The sequence below is a fragment of the Streptomyces sp. NPDC126510 genome (assembly GCF_040302345.1).
In the GTDB taxonomy this organism is placed as follows: domain Bacteria; phylum Actinomycetota; class Actinomycetes; order Streptomycetales; family Streptomycetaceae; genus Streptomyces.
Genome location: NZ_JBEORR010000014.1, coordinates 167,922 through 189,088 on the forward strand (window position 1 = coordinate 167,922; position 21,167 = coordinate 189,088).

Annotated in this window: 12 protein-coding genes; 9 read left to right on the forward strand and 3 right to left on the reverse strand. The window is 68.8% G+C overall.

What is annotated here, in order from left to right; translation table 11 throughout:
• Positions 1 to 41: 41 nt before the first annotated feature.
• On the reverse strand, positions 42 to 806 hold the full coding sequence (locus ABTX60_RS21720) for an SCO2525 family SAM-dependent methyltransferase (RefSeq protein ID WP_352098647.1): 765 nt from the start codon (positions 804 to 806) through the stop codon (positions 42 to 44).
• 110 nt (positions 807 to 916) lie between these two features.
• Here ABTX60_RS21720 and ABTX60_RS21725 point away from each other — a divergent pair, with 110 nt between their 5' ends.
• Positions 917 to 1,387, forward strand: a complete 471-nt coding sequence (locus ABTX60_RS21725; RefSeq protein WP_352098707.1) for a GNAT family N-acetyltransferase — start codon at positions 917 to 919, stop codon at positions 1,385 to 1,387.
• Between the two features lie 30 nt (positions 1,388 to 1,417).
• Here ABTX60_RS21725 and ABTX60_RS21730 read toward each other — a convergent pair whose 3' ends face one another.
• Positions 1,418 to 3,226 (reverse strand): SCO2524 family protein, encoded by a 1,809-nt coding sequence (locus ABTX60_RS21730; protein WP_352098648.1) that lies wholly within the window; start codon positions 3,224 to 3,226, stop codon positions 1,418 to 1,420.
• Between the two features lie 160 nt (positions 3,227 to 3,386).
• Here ABTX60_RS21730 and ABTX60_RS21735 point away from each other — a divergent pair, with 160 nt between their 5' ends.
• The 3 genes from ABTX60_RS21735 (at position 3,387) to ABTX60_RS21745 (ending at position 10,681) form a co-directional block, all read left to right on the forward strand.
• Complete coding sequence (locus tag ABTX60_RS21735) at positions 3,387 to 3,932, forward strand: GNAT family N-acetyltransferase (protein ID WP_352098649.1); 546 nt, start codon at positions 3,387 to 3,389, stop codon at positions 3,930 to 3,932.
• A 630-nt stretch (positions 3,933 to 4,562) separates the two neighbouring features.
• Entirely contained in the window at positions 4,563 to 10,421 is a 5,859-nt protein-coding gene (locus tag ABTX60_RS21740) for a DNRLRE domain-containing protein (RefSeq protein WP_352098650.1), read from the forward strand.
• A complete protein-coding gene (locus ABTX60_RS21745) occupies positions 10,400 to 10,681 on the forward strand; it encodes a hypothetical protein (RefSeq protein ID WP_352098651.1) in 282 nt (93 codons plus the stop codon). The genes ABTX60_RS21740 and ABTX60_RS21745 overlap by 22 nt, the downstream gene beginning before the upstream one ends.
• Positions 10,682 to 10,827: 146 nt before the next feature.
• Here the strand turns inward: ABTX60_RS21745 and ABTX60_RS21750 are convergent, their stop codons facing one another.
• Positions 10,828 to 13,290, reverse strand: a complete 2,463-nt coding sequence (locus ABTX60_RS21750) for an RICIN domain-containing protein (protein ID WP_352098652.1) — start codon at positions 13,288 to 13,290, stop codon at positions 10,828 to 10,830.
• Between the two features lie 755 nt (positions 13,291 to 14,045).
• On the opposite strand from ABTX60_RS21750, the gene ABTX60_RS21755 reads away from it, so the two are divergent.
• The 5 genes from ABTX60_RS21755 to ABTX60_RS21775 all read left to right on the forward strand — a co-directional run bounded on the left by ABTX60_RS21755 (position 14,046) and on the right by ABTX60_RS21775 (position 21,092).
• Positions 14,046 to 14,939, forward strand: coding sequence for a carbohydrate ABC transporter permease (locus ABTX60_RS21755; protein ID WP_352098653.1), 894 nt, complete (start codon positions 14,046 to 14,048; stop codon positions 14,937 to 14,939).
• A gap of 14 nt (positions 14,940 to 14,953) precedes the next feature.
• On the forward strand, positions 14,954 to 15,787 hold the full coding sequence (locus tag ABTX60_RS21760) for a carbohydrate ABC transporter permease (RefSeq protein ID WP_352098654.1): 834 nt from the start codon (positions 14,954 to 14,956) through the stop codon (positions 15,785 to 15,787).
• Between the two features lie 64 nt (positions 15,788 to 15,851).
• Entirely contained in the window at positions 15,852 to 17,201 is a 1,350-nt protein-coding gene (locus ABTX60_RS21765) for an ABC transporter substrate-binding protein (RefSeq protein ID WP_352098655.1), read from the forward strand.
• 49 nt (positions 17,202 to 17,250) lie between these two features.
• Positions 17,251 to 18,330, forward strand: coding sequence for a LacI family DNA-binding transcriptional regulator (locus ABTX60_RS21770; protein ID WP_352098656.1), 1,080 nt, complete (start codon positions 17,251 to 17,253; stop codon positions 18,328 to 18,330).
• Positions 18,331 to 18,470: 140 nt separating this feature from the next.
• Positions 18,471 to 21,092 (forward strand): carbohydrate-binding protein, encoded by a 2,622-nt coding sequence (locus ABTX60_RS21775; protein ID WP_352098657.1) that lies wholly within the window; start codon positions 18,471 to 18,473, stop codon positions 21,090 to 21,092.
• Positions 21,093 to 21,167 lie beyond the last annotated feature (75 nt).

The window sequence follows — 21,167 nt, forward strand, 5'->3', positions numbered from 1 at the left end:
CCGGCCACGCCTCCCCATGACGGTCATCGAAAGCTACCCGCTCACCGGAAACCGCAACCGAGAATGATGTAGTCGTAGCCGGTGCGCACCTCTCCCTGCTCACCGATCTCGTGAATCTGCACGGAATCGGTGAAGCGCCTGATGCTGGCCTCTATTTCCGTCCGGCTCACGTTGCTCGCGGGAAACCACAGATCACCCACTTGGTACCCGGCGCTGTGCTCCATGAAGGCGGCCGCGAAGGGGGCGCCAGGGGTGAGAGCCTCCAGGAAGTGCTGGACGGCGCGATGGAAGTCCTCGGTGTCGGTGGAGATCGACTCCGCGACGAAGAACATGGTGCCCGTCTGCCAGTTGTCCGGCAGGTCGACGGGCCGAAGGATGTCGCCTTCCTTCACCTGCGCGACCTCCCGCAGCCGGGGCCAGGGGCCGTCGGAGATCGCTGCGTAGGCGTCGTCCTGGCACAGCTTCTGCCAGAACTTCTCCCAACTTCCGTCATGCTTGTCGATCTGACCCCGCAAGTAGGCGCGGTTGGTCTTCGACCGGTCCAGCAGGGTGATTCGGTCGCACCAGGGCAGCATCAGAAATGCGGGGTAGAGATTGGCTCCCGCCCCCACGTCGATACCGTGAACCGGCAGATCGGACCGTCCCCGGAAATGATCACTGAAGTGGGCGCGGACAATCGACATAATCTCCTCGTCGACGGAGAGCACCTCGCTGTAGTTCTTCTCGACGTACCTCGCGGGGTCGAAGTCGTCCCACTGCGCGCCCCCGTTCAACTGTGCCTGTTCATCCGATGATCCGAAAGGCATGCCTCACGGTATCAACACAGTCGGTGGAAGGGGACATGATGAACGCACGGCAGGACCCGGCACGCTTCCGGGCACTTGAACCGGCGGGGGCACCAGGCAATTCTGGTGCGATGCCAGCACCTTCGCTTCCGCCCGGCCGGCCTCGCGAGGCCAGGGGGCAGGACATGCCCGGCCTTCTCCGTCTGGATCGGGCTGCCTTTCCCGACGATCCGATGCGAAACTCGACCCTGCGCCAGTTGCTGGACATGTACGCGGACCACCTGCTGGTCATCGAGGACGACGACGGCAGCCTGTGCGCCTACGTGCTCGCCACACCGCCGTACAAAGGGGAGAGCTGGATCTTCAGCCTGGGCGTCGCGCCCGCGAGACGCAGGAAGGGGCTGGCCCGAGCACTGATGACGCAGGCGCTGAAGACCGTGAGCGCCGAAGGGGCGAGCAGCGTCCGGCTCTGGGTGGAACCCACCAATGAACCAGCCAGAGCGCTGTACGAGTCCCTCGGTTTCACCCCAGACCCCGAGGGGCCTCGCCCTGATCACTTCGGACCGGGCGCTCACCGCCTCGGCATGAGCCTCAAGCTGTGACATCGAGGTGGGCGGTGCGGACGCGCGGGCTCAGTCCTCGTTCCTGGCCCAGGCCAGGACATCGAGTTCCCCCAGCACGGCGAGGGCCAGGGCGTAGGCGGTCCCCGGCTGGCTGTCGAGCAGCCGACGGGCTCGGTCAAGGCGGTTGACGATATTGCGCAGCGAGCGCTGCCGACTGCCGCCGGCTGGGCCGACAGGTGCCGCGAGCTGCTCTTGGCCAAGGAGACAGGCGGCCTCGCCGAGCATGTCCCTTGCCAGTCGCTCTATGTCGTGGCTACGGAAGGGGGACCGCGCATACAGCCTGTAGGCGGCGACCAGGCACTCGGTAACGCGTTCGGTCATGCTCCAGGACAGGTTCGGACCGACCGCCCAGAGACCTTCGCCCTCGCCCTCCTCGACGCGCCGGCGCCACAGGTGCTCGAAGGCCTGCTCGGCCAGGCGCAACAAGCGGTCCCGAGCGCTGAAGTCCCGGGAGAGGCATGCGAGCTGGAGGGTTCGTTTCAGGAGCTGGGCGGAGAAGTCGGGCGCCCGCCACAGGAGGAGGCTGCCGGACCGCTCCGAACCGGCGAGCGGCATGGCCACGCCGGGGTCGTGCAGCCGCCTGGCGGGATCGTTCTCAGTCATCCGACTGGTGACCCGGCCGCGGTCGGCCAGCCGTTCCATGAGGGCGGCGGTGCGGGTGAGGTCGTCGTCGGTGGCGTTGCGGCGCTCGAGGTCCTGTACGAGGACGGCGGCGACGGTCAGTGAAAAGTACTCGGATTCCAGGAGCAGGCCGGGGGTACGCCAGGGCAGGTCCTCCAGGGGCCAGCGGTCGGCGCCGAAGCGGGCGACGGCCGACCAGTACTGCTGGCTCAGTTCCCAGCGCAGACGCAGGGCCTCAGCGAGTTTTTGCTGGTCCTCGTCAAGCAGGCCGAGGACGAGGGTGCGCTCGGAGAACAGGTTCTGGATGGCGTCGAGGGCGACGACGGTGAAGTACACGTACGGCAGCCTGTCGGCGATCCCGGCGGGCTGGGCGGGGACGACCCCGTCGAGGTCGGTGACCTCGGGGGCGTCCTCGACCACGCCCCAGGCCCAGCCGCACTCGAAGAGCTGGTTCTCGTCGCGGATGGACTCGTCGACTCGGACGCCGCGGGTGAGGCTCTCGACGATGGTGACGCGCAGCGGCCGGAACCGGCGGGCGAACTGCTGAAGCACGACCGGGTCGGGCTGTTTGTTCTGTCCGATGATCTGGATCAGGCGGCGGCCCTGTTCGGACTCGGCGCCGAAGACGTTCACTGTGAAGGAGCGCAGCAGGCTGATCATCGCAGCCGTCAGCCGGGTGCCGGTGACGTCTCGCAACTCGGCGACGGCGGCCCGGGCCTCGGGCCGGAAGGTCGTGGTCTCGTAGACCTTGAGGAACCCCAGAGTGGCGAGGCAGAGGGTGACGGACTTGGCGTAGGAATCGACGACGCCCAGCTGGGCCTGATCACGGGTGAGGTGGGCTCCCGGTTCGGCGGGGGTGAGGAAGTGACCGCCGGGGAAGGTGGGATGGCCGTCCTCTCCGCTGTGGGTGCGCATGAACCGGCCCAGTGTGGCGATCAGGTGGGGCGGGATCTCCAGCCGACCGCCGACGCTCTCCAGTGCGTGCAGGACGTCCCGTTCGGTGGTGTCCGGCTGATCGATCCGCAGGGCGGGGATCTCCGTAGCGGGATACAGCAGGCAGAGCAACCGCTCGGCGTCCGCGACGCTGCTGAGCCCGTCGCGGTCCCCCTCGCCGGGCTTCCCGTCCTCGAAGGAGAAGGAGTGACGGGCCACCGCCCGCCATACATCCAGCAGATGCTGGCGCGGCTCCATGCGCATGTCGACACCCCCGTTCCTGATGCTTCCCACGCCTCGGTGCCGCGATTCCTGTCTTCGCCTTCCGCGGGGGCACCGCCGCCCTCAGGATGAGTGAGGCAGCGGACGCGGACCACGCGTGCGCAGGCGCCTGCCACGCCCGCCCGCACCGATCAGGAGCGTCATGACCGCCGAACCCCTGCAACGTCTCCTCGCCGCCGGGCGACCCGCCGCCCCGGAGGCCTGCCCGGTCCTGCTCCGCGCCGTACACGAGCACGACCTGCCCGAGCTGCTGCGACTGGAGAAGGAGGTCTTTTCGGACTTGGCTTACCCCGCCTTCCTGCTCCGCCAGCTCGTCGAGCTGTACGCCGAGCACTTCCTGGTCCTCGACGACGGCACGGGAAACCTGCACGGCCATGTGGTGGCGGGCACCCCGGCGCTGTCGCAGGACGCCTGGATCCTCGCCCTGTGTGTGGCCCGGGGTCATCGGGGCCACGGCCTCGGCCGCGAGCTGATGGCCGAGATCCTCACCCGCCTGCGCCGCACCGGCATCGAGCGGGTCCGGCTCACCCTGGAATCGGCCAACCGTCCCGCCGTCGAGCTCTACCGATCCCTGGGGTTCAGTCCCGAGGAACCAGAGGCCGAGGTGCGACGGGACTATTTCGGGCCAGGCCAGGACCGTCTGGTGATGTCATTGGGCCTCGGCCCCGGCGTCCCCCCGGGCCGCTGACTCCTCAGAACGGCGTTCGAGCCTCCAGCACCCGCATGACGTCCGCCGAGCAGCTCATAGGCGCCAGGCCCGGCACCGCGACCGTCCTCTCGGGCGCCTTCCCTGAGATGCAGGGGTCAGTGGAGGATCTCGCGTTTCTCCGACTCGTCGTCAAAGGTGAGCTGCAGTAAGGAATTTGGGGGTCGAGAAAGTAATGTCGTGAATCCGCGGGAAATCGAGATTGCAGATTCATCACGATGGTTCGGTACCTGGGGCTACCTTTTGGCGTGGCGTAAAAGTCACCTCAGATTGCAGGCAAATCGTCGCTAATCCATCAAGAATAAGACGTGATCCGGCCCGGGTGATCCCCCCACCTGCCCCCCTGTGAAGATTCCGTGTCCTTCGTGTTGATAGATCTCTCCTCCCTGTCTCCCACTTCCTGGGAGATCCATCGTGGAGAGTGCATTGAGAAAGCAAGGGGTGGGGGCGCCTCGCGGGGCGTCGGGCCTCGCGCGGCCGCAAAGCCGGTCGCAGCGGTTCAGAGCGGCGGCACTAGCCGTGTCGCTCACGCTGGTGGCACAACCGGCATTGATTGCGGCAGGCACGGGACAGGCGCCGGCCGAGGCCGCAACCGGGGTGGGGGCGTCCCTGGTGAGCGCCACGGAGCGAGGGCCTGCGCAGGCCGCGGATGAGGCGTCCGCGCGGCTGATGGCCCGGTTGCAGGACCGGCGGATCGAGATACTCTCCGAACGCGCGGAGGACTCGACCACGTGGGCGAATCCGGACGGATCGCTGACCACGGAGGCGTTCTCGGGTCCGGTGCGTGTCCAGGATGGCGACGACAAGTGGCACGACATCGACACGACTCTCGCCGACACCGGTAGGGCCGTGACACCGAAGGCGACCGCGGCCGAGGTCGAACTGTCCGACGGCGGGACGGGGACACTCGCCTCGGTACAGCAGGGCAAGCACGTGTTCGCGATGGGCTGGTCCAAGAGCCTGCCCGCGCCGACGCTGAAGGGTGACACCGCCACCTACGCGCTCACCGAAGGCGCCGATCTGACGGTACAGGCCCTACCGCAGGGCTTCGAGCAGTCGGTCGTCCTGAAGGACCGGCCCGCGGGAGAGGTGTCGTACCGGGTTCCGCTGGATCTGAAGGGGTTGAAGCTGTCCAAGGCCGACAACGGCCACCTGCTGCTGAAGTCAGCGGACGGTGAGGTTGTCGCCGAGGCTTCGGCGCCGGCGATGTGGGGATCGGACAAGGACAAGGCGTCCGGTGACCCGGCGCACGTCGCCGAGGTGGATACCGCCATTGAGCACGACGCCGATGGCGGCACCGTGCTTGTCCTGAAGCCGGATGCCGCCTTCCTGGCCGATCCGGACGTGACGTACCCCGTGACGGTGGACCCGGTCTCCACGTTGGCGGCGTCGACCGACACCTGGGTGGCGACCAACTACCCTGACTCGCAGCGTGGTTCGACCGAACTGAAGGCCGGCACATATGACGCGGGCACCACGGTGGCCCGCAGCTACGTGAAGTTCGACGTGTCCAGGTTCAAGGGCAAGCACATCCTCGACACGAACCTGGCACTGTACTCGTACTACTCCTCGACCTGCGCCACCACGGGCGCCGGCGTACAGGTCCGCCGGATCACCGCCGACTGGGACCCGGACACCGTGGCCTGGAGCGCCCAGCCCGGGACCACCACCACCGACGCCAAGACGAACACGGCGGCGCTCGGCTACAGCTCGTCGTGCCCGGCCGGGTACATGAACTTCGACGTCGACGGGATCGTGCAGACCTGGGCCGACGGCTCGGCCAACCACGGCATGCAGATCCGCGGCGCGGACGAGTCGGACTCGCTCACCTGGCGCCGTTTCCGCTCGGCGAACTACGCCTCGGGGGACGCCACCTCCGAGCCGCACCTGACGGTCACCTACAACTCCTACGGCACCACCTCCGCTCTCGCGGTCTCTCCGTCGACGGTCAACGCCTACAACGGCTCCCGCTACGTCACCTCGCTCACGCCCCTGCTGAGTGCGAAGGTGACGGACGCCGACGGCAGCACCGTCAAGGCGCAGTTCGAAGTGACCCCGAACCCGACGTACAACGACGCGGGTACCTACGCGTACACCGGCACCAGCTCGGGTGTGGCCTCCGGTGCAACGGCCAAGCTCACCGTGCCTTCGGCCGACGCCTTCCCCGCGGGCTCCCATCTGCGGGTGCGGGTACGCGCCTACGACGGCACCGACTACGGCACCTGGTCGGCGTACACGAACTTCACGCTCAACACGGCCAAGCCCGCGGCCCCCGCCGTCACGTGCACGCCGTACGCCAAGGACGTCTGGACCGACAAGGCCGATGCGGGCGCGACCTGTGTGCTGGACACCTCCTCCACCGACGGCCAGGGCTACTACTGGGGCCTGGACGACCCCAACACGCCGCAGCGGACCGATGACACGGCCAACGGCACGGGGGGTGACCCGCTCGACGTCACCATCAAGCCCGCCGCCGGCTGGCACACGCTGTACGCCAAGACCATCGACTCGGGCGGAAACGTCTCCACCGGCACGACCGCGTACGCCTTCGGCGTCGGTGGCGCCGCACTGCTGACCCCGGCCCAGGGCGACCGGCCGAACTCGGCCGTCTCCCTGACTTCCCGCGGCGGCAGCGGCAGCACCGGTGTGACCTACCAGTACCGCCGAGGCGAGACCGACACGTGGCAGGACGTCCCGGTCGCCGATGTCACGAAGACCGCCGACGACTCGGCCCTCGCCGCCTGGCCGCTGGCGATGAGCGACGTGACGCCGGCCGGGCTCACCTGGAACATCACCAGGACTCTGACGGAGGACGGCCCGGTCGACCTCCGAGCCAAGTTCACCGGCAGCGCCACGGTGAACTCCCCGGGCAGCACGGTCACCCTGGACCGGTGGGGCGGCGCCGACGTGGCCGAGGACATCGCCCCGGGTGGCGTGAACGCCGTCACCGGCGACCAGACCTTCAGCGCCAACGACGCCGACGCCTTCGGCCTGACCGCCACCCGCACCGCCTCGTCCCGCCGTCCCGGCCTGGCCGAGGACCAGGACGGTCAGGCGCCGGTCTACGGCCCCCAGTGGAGCGCCGGTTTCGGCTCCGACCGCACCGGCACCGGCTGGGTGTACCTCCGCAAGACGTCCGCGACCGCGGTGGCGGCGCTGCGCGCGGACGGTTCGGCCGTCGGCTTCACCGCCACCGCCGTAGGCGGCTGGACCGCCGAGCCCGGCGCTCAGGGCCTGGCTCTGACCGGGTCGCTCACCGCGGGCTTCACGCTGAAGCACTCCGACGGCTCGGTGACGAAGTTCGCCAAGGTCTCCTCGGACGCGGCGGCCTGGCAGGTGACGTCGACGGCGCTGCCGACCGACAACTCGACCACGACATACGTGTGGGACAAGACCACGTCAGGTGGCAAGACCCTGGCCCGCCCGAAGTACCTGATCGCACCCACCACCGCCGTCCCGTCCGACACCTGCCGGGCCACCCCGGCCACCAGGGGCTGCCGGATGCTGGAGTACGTCTACGCGGACACCACCACGGCCGCGAGCGGCGCATTCGGTGACGTCGCCGGCCAGGTGAGGCAGATCAGGCTCTGGGCCACCGACCCGGGCGCGGACAAGGCCACCCCCACCGCGGTCGCCACGTACGCCTACGACACCGACGGCCGCCTGCGCGAGGCGTGGGACCCCCGGACCTCGCCGGCTCTGAAGACGGAGTACACCTACACCGCCGCCGGCCGGGTCGCCACCCTGACCCCGCCCGGCGAACTGCCGTGGACCTACTCCTACGGCCAGGTCGGCTCGGCCGCACCCGCCGGCCCCGGCATGCTGCTGTCGGTCTCCCGGCCGACCCTGAAGACGGGCAGCACCACCGAGACCGACGGAACCGCGGTCACCAAGGTCGTCTACGACGTGGCCGCCGGCGGCAGCCACGCCCCCTACGACCTCTCCGCCTCCGGCGTGGCCGCGTGGGGCCAGACCCAGCCCCCGGTCCGTGGCACCGCGGTCTTCCCGGCCGACGCCGCGGCCAAGGTGCCCACGACCCATGATGGAGCCGACGCCGCGAGCGGCGACTTCACGCGGGCAACCGTCACCTACTTCTCGGCGTCCGGCCGAGAGGTCGACACCGCCGAGCCGGGCGGTCACATCTCGACCACCGAGTACGACGAGAACGGCGCCGTGGTGCGGCAACTCAGCGCCGCCAACCGCGCCCTGGCCCTCGCCTCCTCCGGCGACGCACTGGACCGGCTCACCGTCCTCGGCATCGACGGGCTGTCCACGGCCGACCGTGCCCAGCAGCTGTCCACCGTGTCCACCTACACCGCCGACGGCTCCCTGCTCGACGAGTACGGCCCGCTGCACCTGGTGGTCCTGCAGAGCGCGCTGAAGGCCGGCACCGGCGGCACCGACCGGCCCGCGGGATCCCGGATTCCGGCGCGTCGGCACACCGCCAACAGCTACGACGAGGGCCGTCCGACGGACGGAACCGCGACCGTGTCCCGGAAGCCGACCACCACGGTCGTGAGCGCATCCGTCGACGGCTACCCGACGGGCGCCGACGCGCGCACCAGCCGGACGGTCTACGACTGGGCCAAGGGCCTGCCCACCAGGGAGACCGAAGACCCGAGCGGCAAGAACGTCAGCCGCATCACCGGATACGACACCCAGGGGCGGGTGGTCGCCGAGTCCGAGCCGCTGTCGACCGGGTCCGACGCCGGTACGACAACCCGCCGCTACTGGACCGCCACCGGGTCGGGCGCCTGCCAGGGCCGCCCCGAATGGGCTGACCTGCTCTGCTCCTCCGGTTCGGCCGACCCGAACAGCACCGGCACCACGACCGTCGAGTACGACCGCTGGGGCCAGACGGCCCGGACGACCGTCACCGGCGGCTCGGAGACCCGTACCACCACGGTTACCACCGACGCCGCGGGCCGGGTGCTCAAGACGGCCGTCAGTGGCAACGGCGACCAGACGGTCCCGGCCGTCACCAGGACGTACAACCCGTCCGACGGCGAGCCGGCCACGATCGTCTCCGACACCGGGACGATCACATACACCCGCGACAGGCTGGGCCGCCAGACCGCCGTCACCGACGGCGCGGGCAACACGGCGACCACCGAGTACGACGGCCTGGACCGCCCGGTCAAGGTCACCGACTCGGTTCCGTCGACGACGACGTACACCTATGACAGCGACAAGGAGCCCCGAGGACGGGCGACCGCCGTCACCGACTCCGTAGCCGGAAAGGTCACGGCCGGCTACGACGCCGACGGCTCGATCGCGAGCGAGCAGCTGCCGGGCGGGTTCACCGTCACCTGGGACCGCGACACCGCGGGCAACACGGTGTCCAAGACGTACACCGACAGCGCGGGCGTCGTGGCGTTCGCCGACAACACCGACGTGAACATCCACGACCAGAACACCACCCGCAGCCAGACGAAGGGTTCCACGGTCAGCGCCGACTACACGTTCGACGCCCTCGGCCGCTCCGCGGCGATGCACTCGGGCAACTGGTTCCGCTGTGTCGACGAGTCGTACGACTACGACGACAACAGCAGTCTGAAGAAGATCACCACCGCGACCGGTTCCTGCCTGTCCGCGGAACGGACCACCACGACCACGACCCGCACCTACGACAGCGCGGGCCGCCCCACGGGCACCGGCTACACCTACGACGCCCTGGGCCGCGCCACAGCCCTCGCGGGCGGCACGTCCTTCGCCTACTTCGCAAACGGCACCGTCTACCGGCGCACTGTCACAGACACACGGCAGACCTTCACCTACGACGCCGCCGCCCGGGCCGCCTCCGCGCGGCAGGAGACCCTCAAGGACGGAGCCTGGACCGCGGCGGGCACCACGAAGTACCACTACGACGACACCGGCGGCCAGATCGCGTGGGAGGAGAACACCTCTGTCACCCGGCACGTCAGGGACTTGGCGAAGGAGCCCCTCGCCACCACCTCGGCAAGCGGTGCGGTGGTCCTCTCCCTGAACGACCTCGACGGAGTGGCGGCCGTACAACTGCCGCTCGACACGTCGCAGGCCCCGGTGGTCGACGGCGGATCGGGCGACGACGTCAGCATCTCCCCGATGACCGCGGTCAGCGCCACCCCCGTCAGCACCTTCGAATACGCCGTCGGCGGAGCCACCATCAGGATCCCCACCGGCTGCTTCTGGAGCCAGCTGATCAAGGGCAGCGGCAGGAAGATCACCTACCAGGACGGCAGCGCCGACTGCTACCCGCCCGCCTCGATCTACACCAAGTTCTGCAACTGGCGGGTCGACTTCCACTACGCCGACACCAACGGGCGCACCTACTCGATCAACAAGGGTTCCATGCACAATACGTGCGCCTACGGCGACCTGATCCGCAAGCGGGAGAGGAACCACACCCTGCCGCACTACGGAAAGGCGTGCGCGCACCTGTTCGTGGCCGGCAAGCGGAGGGAAGTGACATGCATCAACATCATCAGGTAGGCGACGAGGGGGGTGCCGACGAGACCGCCCGGCCGGACCGCGCGCCGTCCTGGATGATCCCGCTGGAGATCGCCGTGTTCGTCGCCGTCACCCTGGCCGTGACCGCGCTGGTCCTGGGCGGCATCCAACTGGTGAAGTCCCCGGTGGTGATCGGAACGACCTACACCGCCCTCCTCCTCACCGGGGCCGCGGCCGTCGGTGTCGTCGCCGCGGCGCGCACCCGCAAGCGGGTGCTGCGCCGACGCCACCCTCGCCCCTGACGCACCATCGCCGCTGCCGCGGGGCCGGAACAGATCAATTCCGGCCCCGCGGCAGTCGGCGTAGGCACGCCGGACGCAATCCGCAGGGGCGGACCGGCCGGTGCCGGTCCGCCCCCTCCCGGGGTCGTGCTCGAACTGTCAGGACGTCAGGGGAGCTTCACCAGGTTCCACTGCTGGTTCGTGGTGCCTCCGGCGGGCCACTGGTCGATGACTCCTCCGTCCGCGGTGGAGTTGCCGAGGACGTCGATCCGGTAGCCGTCCAGGCGGGACTCGATGACGTAGTTGCCGTTGTCGTTCGGGTAGATCTGCCACTGCTGGTTCACGCTGCCGGCGGGGGTCCACAGCTGTAGCTGGGTGCCGGGCCAGGCGGTGGCGTGGTCGATGTCGAGGGCCTTGCCGCTGCCGACGCCGACGATGCTGTAGTAGCCGGCGCTGTTGCGGGTCAGCTTCCACTGCTGGTGGGTGCCTCCGCCGTAGGTCCACTGGTCGATCTTCGTGCCGTTGGCGGTGGCGGCCCCGATCGCGTCCAGCACCTTGCCGCTCTGGACGCCGACGATCTTGTAGGTGCCGGATAGGTCGGGCACGGTACCCGGGGTGATGGACAGGTTGGAGTACTGGACGGGGTAGAAGCCGGCCGTGCCGAGACCGACGAGGCCTCCGCCGTAGCTGGTGTCGGTGACCGTGCCGACGGTGGTGCCGTCGATCTTGGCTGTGATGGTGCTGCCCTGGAACGACAGGGCCATGTTGTGCCAGGTGTTCGTGCCGGGCGCGGTGACCGTGCCGCTCGCCAGGGTGGTCCACGTCCAGGAGGTGTTCGTCTTCTGCAGCGACCAGGCGCCGGTGTCGGACAGGCGCAGGTGGTAGGCGTTGAGTCCCTGGTTGTTGTTCGCCTGAGTGCCGGCCCTGCCGAGGATCTCCGCGGCGCTGCCGCTCTTCTCCAGCAGCACGTCGGAGCTGACGGTGTAGTTGCTCCAGCCCGTGTCGCCCATCATGGTGTACGGCTGGGGCCCGGTCTGGGTGACCCAGGCGATCGGCGCCATGGGAGCCGTCTGGCGCAGGCACTGGCCGCTGCGGCCGCCGGTGCAGGGTGCGGCCTGGAAGGCGCCGTTCATGGTGGCGAGGTATTTCGCCTCCTGGCCGGTGCTGTAACCGGCGAAGGAGTCGGAGTAGGGCAGAGCCAGCTGCGAGCGCTGCGGCGGCGTGGTGCTGCCGGCGCCCCCACCCGAGGAGGTGGTCAGCGTGTAGACGTGGCCGGGGTCGAGGGTGAGGGTGTAGGAGCCGCCGGTGGCCGTCAAGTCGGCGTTCTTCACCATGCGCGGGTTGCCCAGGCCGGGCTGCGAGAGGTCGGTGGACCACACGTGCAGGGTGCCGCCGGGCAGACCGCCGGCCACGTTCAGCGTGACCGTCTGCGAGGCGGTGGCGTCCACCGTCTCCAGGACCGTGCTCCAGGCGCTCTTGTCGGGCGCGGCATAGCTGACGTAGGAGCCGTTGGCGCGGGCGCCCCCGAGGTAGCCGCTGGCCGTGTCGAGGTACTTCCAGCCCGGAGAGGTGAACTGGGTGGTCTGACCGATGACCCAGGCGGTGCGGCCCACGATGTAGTTGCCCGACCACGGCTGGTTGGCTGTGATCAGACCCTTGGCGTTGTGGTGCTGGTTGTTGTAGATCGACGCGACGATGGGCCAGTTGATGAAGGCGGTCATCTTGGCGTCGATGTAGCCGCGGTTGAGCGCCCGGGCGACCGGAGCCGCGCCGGCCTCGGCGCCCTGCGAGCCGCTCTCACTGGCCCAGATCGGCTTGCCGAGGGTCTGCGCGTCGGTGGTGGAACTGCAGCTGGTCATGGTGCTGTTGCACGGGTAGTGGGCACCGGCGATGTCCACGGCGTTGTACAGGGCGCTGTCGTTCTTCATGCCGGTGGCGATCGTCCAGGCGTTGGGCCCGTAGTTGTCGCCGCCGACCAGCTTGGTGGAGGTGTAGCCGTTGGAGATCAGCGCCGCCTTCAGGCTCTTGTACCACGAGGCGCTGTAGACGTGCTCGTTCCAGCCGCCGACGTAGTCGATGCCCAGCCCGTGCTGCTTGGCGCAGCCCAGCCACGCGATGTAGTAGTCGACCATGTCCTGGCTGTGGAAGGTGCCGTTGCCGACCCAGCCCGGGGCACCCCAGGGCATGGCTGAGAGCTTGATGCCGGGGTTGCGGGCCTTGGCCTGCTCCATCAGCCACCACTCGTAGCCGGCGTTGCAGTCGATCTGTCCGCGGGCGTGCTGGAAGCTGGCCTCGGCGCCGTCGGTGGAGTTGACGTCGCCGCCCATCTCCACCTTGAGGATCTGCAGGGACGCGCCGTAGCCGGGCTTGAACAGGTAGTCCAGGATCTCGTTGCGCTGGGTGGCGGGGTAGTCGACCAGCAGGCGGGTGTTGCCGCCGCCGCCGCTGATCGCTCCGACGCCGTCGAAGGTCCGGCCGCTGCTGGTGCCGTCCACCGTGATCGCGGTGTTGGTGACGGCGTACGCGGTCGACGGATACCGCCCGGTGAGCAGGGCGAGCATGAGGAACGCGGCGGCGAGGGCCGCTATCCGTCTGATGTGCCTGTCGGGCAGGCGCAGGATGTCGGGCAAGGGTCGGTCCTCCTGGGGATAACGTTCCGCGCCGGGGCTTTGGCACGTACGAGGGGGTGATGTCGATGCGAGGCCGGCCAGACCCGTTCCCGGGCCAGGGACGGGCTCTGCCCAGGGAAGTGGGTCGGGGTCGTGGTCGCGAGTCGCGCACAAAAGCGGGCACACCGGGACAACTGTCACTGGAGCAGGCCAGCTAGGCGCCCCTGAGGGGCCGTCCGCCGTGCCGGATGCATTGCCACCCTGCCACCGTCTGGCTGTGCAGGACCGTCCGGTGCAGCGGGAAACGAAACAGAAGCGAACACAAACAGAGGTTTCCAAGCACGGCGGAACATATCGGGGCCTCACGCAGATGACAAGATTCCGGTCAGCCTCAACATGCCTGGCCGACGAACGAGCGCCATGCACACGTGTCCGGCGAAGTCGATCTGCGGCATCGCGGTGTGCACGGAACCGACCTGGGGGAGGAAATCCGGTCACGGTCCATTGACCGAACGGAGTGTTAACGGTAACACTCTCTCTCGCGTCGGCGGCGATTCCGCCGTTGTACGTCATGGCGAACAGCACAACCGTCGGCGAGGCCCACGCCCGTCGAGACGCTTAACGCCTGGAGATTCCCACTTCAGGGCATCGCCGCCCCGAGAGCCGCCCGACGGAGCGTAAATGTGATCGATAACATTCCTAGGCCCACAGCGCCCTACCTGCCGGGCGACGGAAGCCGACGTCCCCCAGCCGTTCCGCCGACGTCGGCCGCAACCGTGCACCACCGCAGGCGGGGCCGGATTCGCGCCACCGTCGAGGCCTACCTGCTGCTCACGCCGAGCCTCGCCGGGCTTGTGCTCTTCCTGGTGGCGCCGATCGCAGCAGTCGTCGTCATCAGCTTCTTCGACTGGAACCTGATGGGCGCCCCGCACTTCGTGGGGCTGGCGAACTATCGCGAGATGATGGGCGACAGCGAGGTGTGGCGCGCGATGCGCAACACCGTGTACTACGTCCTGCTGAACATCCCCGCGCAGACCGTGCTCGCGCTGCTGCTCGCCCTCGCGATGAACCGGAAACTGCGGGGCGGCAAGGTCTTCCGGGTGCTGTTCGTCCTGCCGTGGATGGCCATGCCGGTGGCCCTCGGCATCGTCTGGAGCTGGGCGTTCGACCCACAGCACGGCGTGGTGAACCAGTTCCTGGCCCTGTTCGGCATCGACGGCCCCGCATGGCTGTCGTCCACCACCTGGGCCATGCCGGTGCTGGCCTCGGTCAACATCTGGCAGTACACGGGCTACACCATGCTCTTCCTGCTGGCCGGCCTGCAGGCGATCCCCGAGTCGCTCTACGAGGCGGCCGACCTGGACGGGGCAGGACCCGTGCACCGCTTCTTCCGGATCACGCTGCCCCTGCTGCGCCCGTCGATGTTCTTCGTGCTGGTCACCAACACCATTGGGTCGTTCCAGATGTTCGACACCGTCTACGTGATGACCCAGGGCGGGCCGGGCGGGTCGACGACCACGATGAACTACGACATCTACCAGCAGGCCTTCCAGCTGTTCCGCACCGGCTACGCCTCGGCGCTGGCGATGCTCCTCTTCGCCGTGATCCTGCTGGTGACGGCCGTTCAGGTCCTGTACTTCCGCAAGCGCACCGTCTACGACTTCAGCTGAGGACGGCCACGACCATGTCTTCTCTCTCCACCGCCGTCCGCAGAACCACGCTCTACGGGATCCTCGCCGCCGGAGCGCTGCTGTCGATCGCCCCGTACCTGCTGACGCTGAACGGCGCGTTCAAGCGGCCGTCGGACCTGCTGTCGACCGACGCCTGGGCACCCGCACACCCGGCCACCTTCGCAAACTTCGCCGACGTGTGGGACCAGTACGGGATGTCCTCCTTCCTGCTGCACACCCTCGTCGTGGCGGTCGTCGTCACCGCCGGGCAGGTGGTGTTCAGCGCGCTGGCGGCGTACGCGCTGGCCCGGATGGAGTTCGCGGGGCGCGACTGGATCTTCTGGGGCTACCTGGCCACCATGATGGTGCCTCAGATGATCACGCTCGTGCCGCTGTTCCTGATGATGCGTGAACTGGGCATGGTGGACACGTACGCCGGCCTGATCCTGCCCACCGTCTTCGGCACCCCGTACGGCGTCTTCCTGGTACGCCAGCACTTCAGCACCGTCCCCAAGGACCTGGAGGCCGCGGCCCGCATCGACGGGGCGAACACCTGGACCATCCTGGTGCGGATCATGCTACCGCTGAGCCGTCCGATCCTGGCCACGCTCGCGATCATCACGTTCGTCAACACCTGCAACAACTTGATCTGGCCGCTGATCATCACCAACAGCGACCGCACCCGGGTGATCACCGTGGGTATCGCGGCCCTCCAGGGCGAACACGTCTCCGACCTTCCGCACATCGTGCTGGCCGGTGCGGCCCTTGCCCTGCTTCCCCTGATCGCGGTGTTCCTCGTCTTCCAGCGGCACATCGTCCGCTCGATCGCCCTCACCGGCCTGAAGTAGCCGGCCCCACCCCGACCTCCCCCACACCACGTCACACCACCAGCACCGAAAGGGACGCCCAACCATGTCCGCATCCTCCCGAAGAATCCTGGCCGCCACCGCCGCCGGCGCACTCCTGCTCGGCCTCTCCACCGCCTGCGGATCGTCCGGCTCGGACTCCTCCTCGTCCTCAGGCACCGTCACCCTGCGGTACGCCATGTGGGACGCGATCCAGGAGCCGGCGCTGAAGAAGTCGATCGCCGTGTTCGAGAAGCAGCACCCCAACATCAAGGTCAAGATCGAGCTGAACGCGTGGGCCCAGTACTGGAGCAAGCTGCAGACCCAGATGGCCGGCCGCACCGCGCCCGACGTCTTCTGGGACCACGTCGCCTACTTCCCGCAGTTCGCCCAGCAGGGCGTCCTCACCGACCTCGCCCCGTACATCAAGGCCGACAAGCTGGACACGTCGATCTACGACCCCAAGCTGCTGGCCGGCTGGCAGCAGGACGGCAAGCAGTACGGCCTGCCGAAGGACTGGGACACCATCGCCCAGGTCTACAACAAGACCATGGTCAAGAAGGCGGGGCTCACGCAGGGCGAGCTGGACGGCCTGACCTGGAACACCACCGACGGCGGCAGCTTCGTCAAGGCGCTGCAGAAGCTCACGGTCGACGCCAACGGCAAGCACCCGAACGAGAAGGGCTTCGACGCCAAGCACGTCAAGCAGTACGGTCTCGCGCTCGGGTCGGCCAACGGCCAGACGGACTGGTGGGACGCGGCGGTCCAGAACGGCTGCAAGCTCCAGGACAAGGCGTGGGGCAAGTGGACGATCAACCAGCCGTCCTGCGTGCAGGCCATCCAGTTCATCCAGGACCTGCGGCTGAAGTACCACGTGGCGGTGCCGGCCTCCGTCACGAACCCGCCCAACGGGGCGTCCCTGCCACAGGTACTGGCCCGCAAGCAGGCGGCCGTGGTGTGGGACGGCAGCTGGGACCTCAACGCGTACCAGAGCTCGATGGAGGGCAACTTCGGCGTCGCCGAGCTGCCCGGTGGCCCGGTGGGGAAGGGCACGGTGTACAACGGGCTCAGCAACGCCCTGTACGCCGGCAGCAAGCACCCCAAGGAGGCGTGGGAACTCGTGAAGTGGCTCGGGTCGCAGGAGTCCCAGAAGATCATCGTCTCCGAGGGGTCGGTGTGGCCGGGCATCCCCACGCTCAACAAGGACTACGTGGGCGTGTGGAAGCAGCGGGGCGTGGACGTCAGCGCCTTCTCCAAGGAGGCCGAGGGCACAACGATCGGCTACCCGCTGACCACGTCCTCGTCGACGTACAACGTCAAGGTGCAGGACGCCTTCAATCAGGTGTGGTTGGGACAACAGACCCCCAAGGCGGCTGCCGACTCCGTCAATGAGGCGTCCAACGCGGCCGTCAAGTAGCCGGCACCGCCGACACACGCCCCGCCCACCCCGCCAGGAGCCCACGACCATGCAGAAGCCCACCCCAGCCCGTCCCGGCGAGGCACCCTCCGAACAGGGTGGCGACCGGCAGCGCTCGGTCAACATCTGGGACGTCGCCAAGGCGGCAGGGGTCTCCCACCAGACCGTCTCCCGCGTGGTCAACAGCAGCCCGAGGGTGAAGAAGACCACCCGCGACCGCGTGCTGAAGGTCATCGACGAGCTGGGCTACAAGCCCAACCGCCTGGCCCGGGCGCTGGCCGGGGGTGTGGTGCGCTCGGTGACGGTGCTCACCTCGGACACCACCCTGTACGGGGCCTCCCTCGCGCTGCGGGGCATAGAGGAGGCGGCCCGGGCCGCGGACTTCGCGGTGTCGGTCAGCGTCCTGGACGACAACTCCCCGTTGACGCCCGACGACGTCGCCGGCCGGCTCGCCCGGCCCGGGGAACCTGTCCTGGTGATCGCCTTCAACGCGGCCGGCGAACGGGCCTGGCGTGCGCTTCCCGCCGACTTCCCCGCGGCCGCGGTGGTGGAGCGGCCGCAGGAGGAGCACGCCGACGGCCGGCCGGAAGCCTGGCTCGACGACCGGGCGGCGGCCGCCCAGGCCACCCGGTACCTGCTCGGCCTGGGCCACCGCACCGTCCACTACATGACCATCCCGTCCTCCACGACCCGGGTCGGGCAGCGCGCCGAGGGCTGGCGGGACGCGCTCACCGCCGCCGGTCATTCCGCCCCCGAGCCGCTGGACGGCGGCTGGAGCCCGCGATCCGGGTATCTGGCCGCCCGCAGGGTGGTCGCGGATCCGCAGGTCACCGCCGTGCTGTGCGGCAACGACGATCTCGCACTCGGTGTGCTGCGGGCGGCCCGGGAGGCGGGCCGGGACGTGCCGGGTGACCTGAGCATCATGGGCTTCGACGACGCGCCGTACGCGGCGTACACCCACCCCACCCTGACCACGGTACGACTGGACTTCGAAGGGCTGGGCCGCGGCGCCTTCGGAATGCTGCACCGGCTCCTCGACCCGGAGAACGCTCCCGTACTCCCGCTGTGGGCCGAACCGGAACTGATCGTCCGCGAGAGCACCGGCCCGGCGCCACACCGGACCGCCTGACCGCCCCGCCGGAGCCTTCGTGGCACCGGCGGCCAGAAGAAACTCCGTAGCGCTTCCATCCGCGGGGGATGTGAGCGATAACATCCCGGTTCCCCGATCCGTCCTCCCGCAGTGCCGCGGGAGGAGAAAGCCAGGTTCCCATGTCCCTCGACACCCGCACCCCGGGCGCCGCGCCGCCCGGCCGGAGAAGAGCACACCTCACCAGAGCACTGCTGGCCTGCGCGGCCCTCGTAGGCACCGCACTCGCCGTGCCCCAGCCGGCAGCCGCCGCCACCCAGACCTTCACCGTCGACCTCGGCACGACCACCGGGGCCGTCCTGCGCGGCTCGAACGGCGCGCTGTACGGACAGAGCGACGACGGCGTCCCCAGCGACAACCTGCTGGCGCCCCTGAAGCTCACCACCGGATCGCAGAAGCCCCCGAACGGTGCCCAGCACCCCAACGGGGACATCCTGCAAGTGGCCCCGTCGTTCTTCCGCAACGGCGGCGGCACGATGTACACCAACATCCAGGACATGTACTCGAACTGGCCGTACCAGAACCTCGGCATCAGCGACTACCTCACCAAGGTCGACAGCGCGGTCAACGCGATCAAGGGGACCTCGTACGCCGACAAGGTCGTCTTCGTCCCCTTCAACGAGCCCGACGGCATCTGGTACACCGGCATCAAGAGCGGCGACGCCACCGTCTACCAGAACGCCCTGAACAAGTTCAACTCCGACTGGAGCACCGTCTACGACCGGATCCGGAGCATCATCCCCGACGCGAAGATAGGCGGGCCCAACACCGCCAACTGGAACAGCAAGTTCTTCGGCGACTTCCTGACCTACGCCAAGTCCAAGAACCAGCTGCCGGACGTGTTCACCTGGCACGAGCTCGGCCCGGGCTCCCTCGCCTCGTACCGCGGCCACTACGCCACGTACCGCTCCCTGGAGAGCGCCCGGGGCATCAGCCCCATCACGGTCAACATCGACGAGTACGCCAACCGGCGCGACCTGTCCGTGCCCGGCCAGATGGTGCAGTGGGCCGCGATGTTCGAGGACACCAAGGTCTACGCCCAGCAGCCCTACTGGGACGCGGCCGGCAACATGGACGGCAACACGGCCCTCACCAACAGCCCCAACGGCTCGTGGTGGTTCTGGCGCTGGTACGCCGGAATGACCGGGCAGACCGTCAAGGCGACCCCGCCGCAGCCCAACGTCCAGGACACCCTCCAGGGCATGGCCTCGCTGGACGCCACCCGCAAGCAGGCCCAGGTGGTCCTCGGCGGATCCGCCACCGACACCGACGTGGTGATCAACAACATCCCGAGCACCACCTTCGGCAGCAAGGTCGAGGTCACCGTGCAGGCCCTGGACTGGTCCGGCTACGACGGCGTGTCCGCGCCGCCGCAGACCATCTCCCGTGCCGCCTTCACTCCCTCCAGCGGGTCCATCACCGTTCCGCTGACCGGCCTGAACCGCATGTCGGCCTACCGCATCACGGTCACCCCGAACGGCGGGGGCACCGCCGCCACGCCCACCGTGCCGCAGAGCACCTCGTACGAGGCCGAGAACGGCACCATCACCAGCGGCACGATCACCACTGAGGGCAACGGCGCCAACTACAACGAGTCTCAGAAGTACGCGGCCTCCGGCAACAAGGACGTCACCGGCCTCAGCGCGGCGACCAGCAAGGTCGACTTCGCGGTGAGCGCTCCGTCCTCCGGCACGTACAACCTGCGGATCTTCTACGGCAACCAGACCGGCACCCCGGCTCAGCAAGCGCTGCGGATCGACGGCGCCAACCCGAAGTTCGTCACCTACCCGTCCACCCTGAACTCCGGGTACCGGAGCACGATCACCGTCCCGGTCACACTGAGCGCGGGCAGCCACACCATCTCCCTCGCCAAGTCCGACAGCACCCTGGGCACCGGCGTGGGTGACGTGACCCTCGACAAGATCGGCCTGACGGACGCGCAGAGCAACCCGGAGACGCTGTACGAGGCCACGTTCGCCGACACCAGCGGCACCCCCGGCTGGTCGTACGCGGACGTGGGCGAGGCCGGGACCGGCGCCGTCGTCCTGGACTCCGGCGACAGCACCACGTTCGACGCCTACGCGCCCACCAACGGCTACTACACCGTGAAGACCGACTACGCCTCCACGGGCGGAACGGCCGCCTTGGCCCTGAACGGCACCACCGTCGCCACCCTGGCCAACTCCAGCGGCGCGGCGGCCACCGCGAGCAACCGCCTCTACCTGGTCGCCGGCATCAACCGGATCAAGGTCAGCCCGAACAGCGGCGCCACGGTCACCCTGCGGGACCTGAAGGTGACCGGCTCGGGTGACACCACCGGCGTCACCAAGATCGAGGCCGAGAGCGGCACCCTGGCCGGCGCGGCCAAGATCCAGTCGAACGTGTGGAGCTCCGGCGGCAAGAACGTCGGCTACATCGGCAACGGCGGCGCCAACACGCTGACCTTCGGCAACATCAGCGCCCCGGCCGCGGGCCGGTACGCGGTGGTGGTCCACTACGCCAACAACGACCGGTCGGGGACCGGCAGCTACAACACCAACGTCAAGTCCCGCACCGCCCAGCTGACGGTGAACGGCGGCACCCCGACCACGTCGACCTTCCGCAACACCTACAGCTGGAGCGACTTCTGGTCACTGGGCACCACCGTCAACCTCAACGCCGGAACCAACACCCTGAAGATCTCCAACTCCTCCGCCTACGCACCCGACATCGACTACATCGAGGTCGCCCCGGTGAACGGCTGACCGTACCCACCCCAGGGCCGCCGCCGAGCCGGGCGGCGGCCCTGCTCCCTGCGTGCCGCCGCACGTTCCCACCAC

Excerpts from the sequence above, each read along its gene's own strand:
- ABTX60_RS21720 (WP_352098647.1), bottom strand. The coding sequence starts at position 806 with ATGCCTTTCGGATCATCGGATGAACAGGCACAGTTGAACGGGGGCGCG.
- ABTX60_RS21730 (WP_352098648.1), bottom strand. The coding sequence starts at position 3,226 with ATGCGCATGGAGCCGCGCCAGCATCTGCTGGATGTATGGCGGGCGGTG.
- ABTX60_RS21770 (WP_352098656.1), top strand. The coding sequence starts at position 17,251 with ATGCAGAAGCCCACCCCAGCCCGTCCCGGCGAGGCACCCTCCGAACAG.
- ABTX60_RS21765 (WP_352098655.1), top strand. The coding sequence starts at position 15,852 with ATGTCCGCATCCTCCCGAAGAATCCTGGCCGCCACCGCCGCCGGCGCA.
- ABTX60_RS21775 (WP_352098657.1), top strand. The coding sequence starts at position 18,471 with ATGTCCCTCGACACCCGCACCCCGGGCGCCGCGCCGCCCGGCCGGAGA.
- ABTX60_RS21725 (WP_352098707.1), top strand. The coding sequence starts at position 917 with ATGCCAGCACCTTCGCTTCCGCCCGGCCGGCCTCGCGAGGCCAGGGGG.
- ABTX60_RS21760 (WP_352098654.1), top strand. The coding sequence starts at position 14,954 with ATGTCTTCTCTCTCCACCGCCGTCCGCAGAACCACGCTCTACGGGATC.
- ABTX60_RS21745 (WP_352098651.1), top strand. The coding sequence starts at position 10,400 with ATGCATCAACATCATCAGGTAGGCGACGAGGGGGGTGCCGACGAGACC.
- ABTX60_RS21735 (WP_352098649.1), top strand. The coding sequence starts at position 3,387 with ATGACCGCCGAACCCCTGCAACGTCTCCTCGCCGCCGGGCGACCCGCC.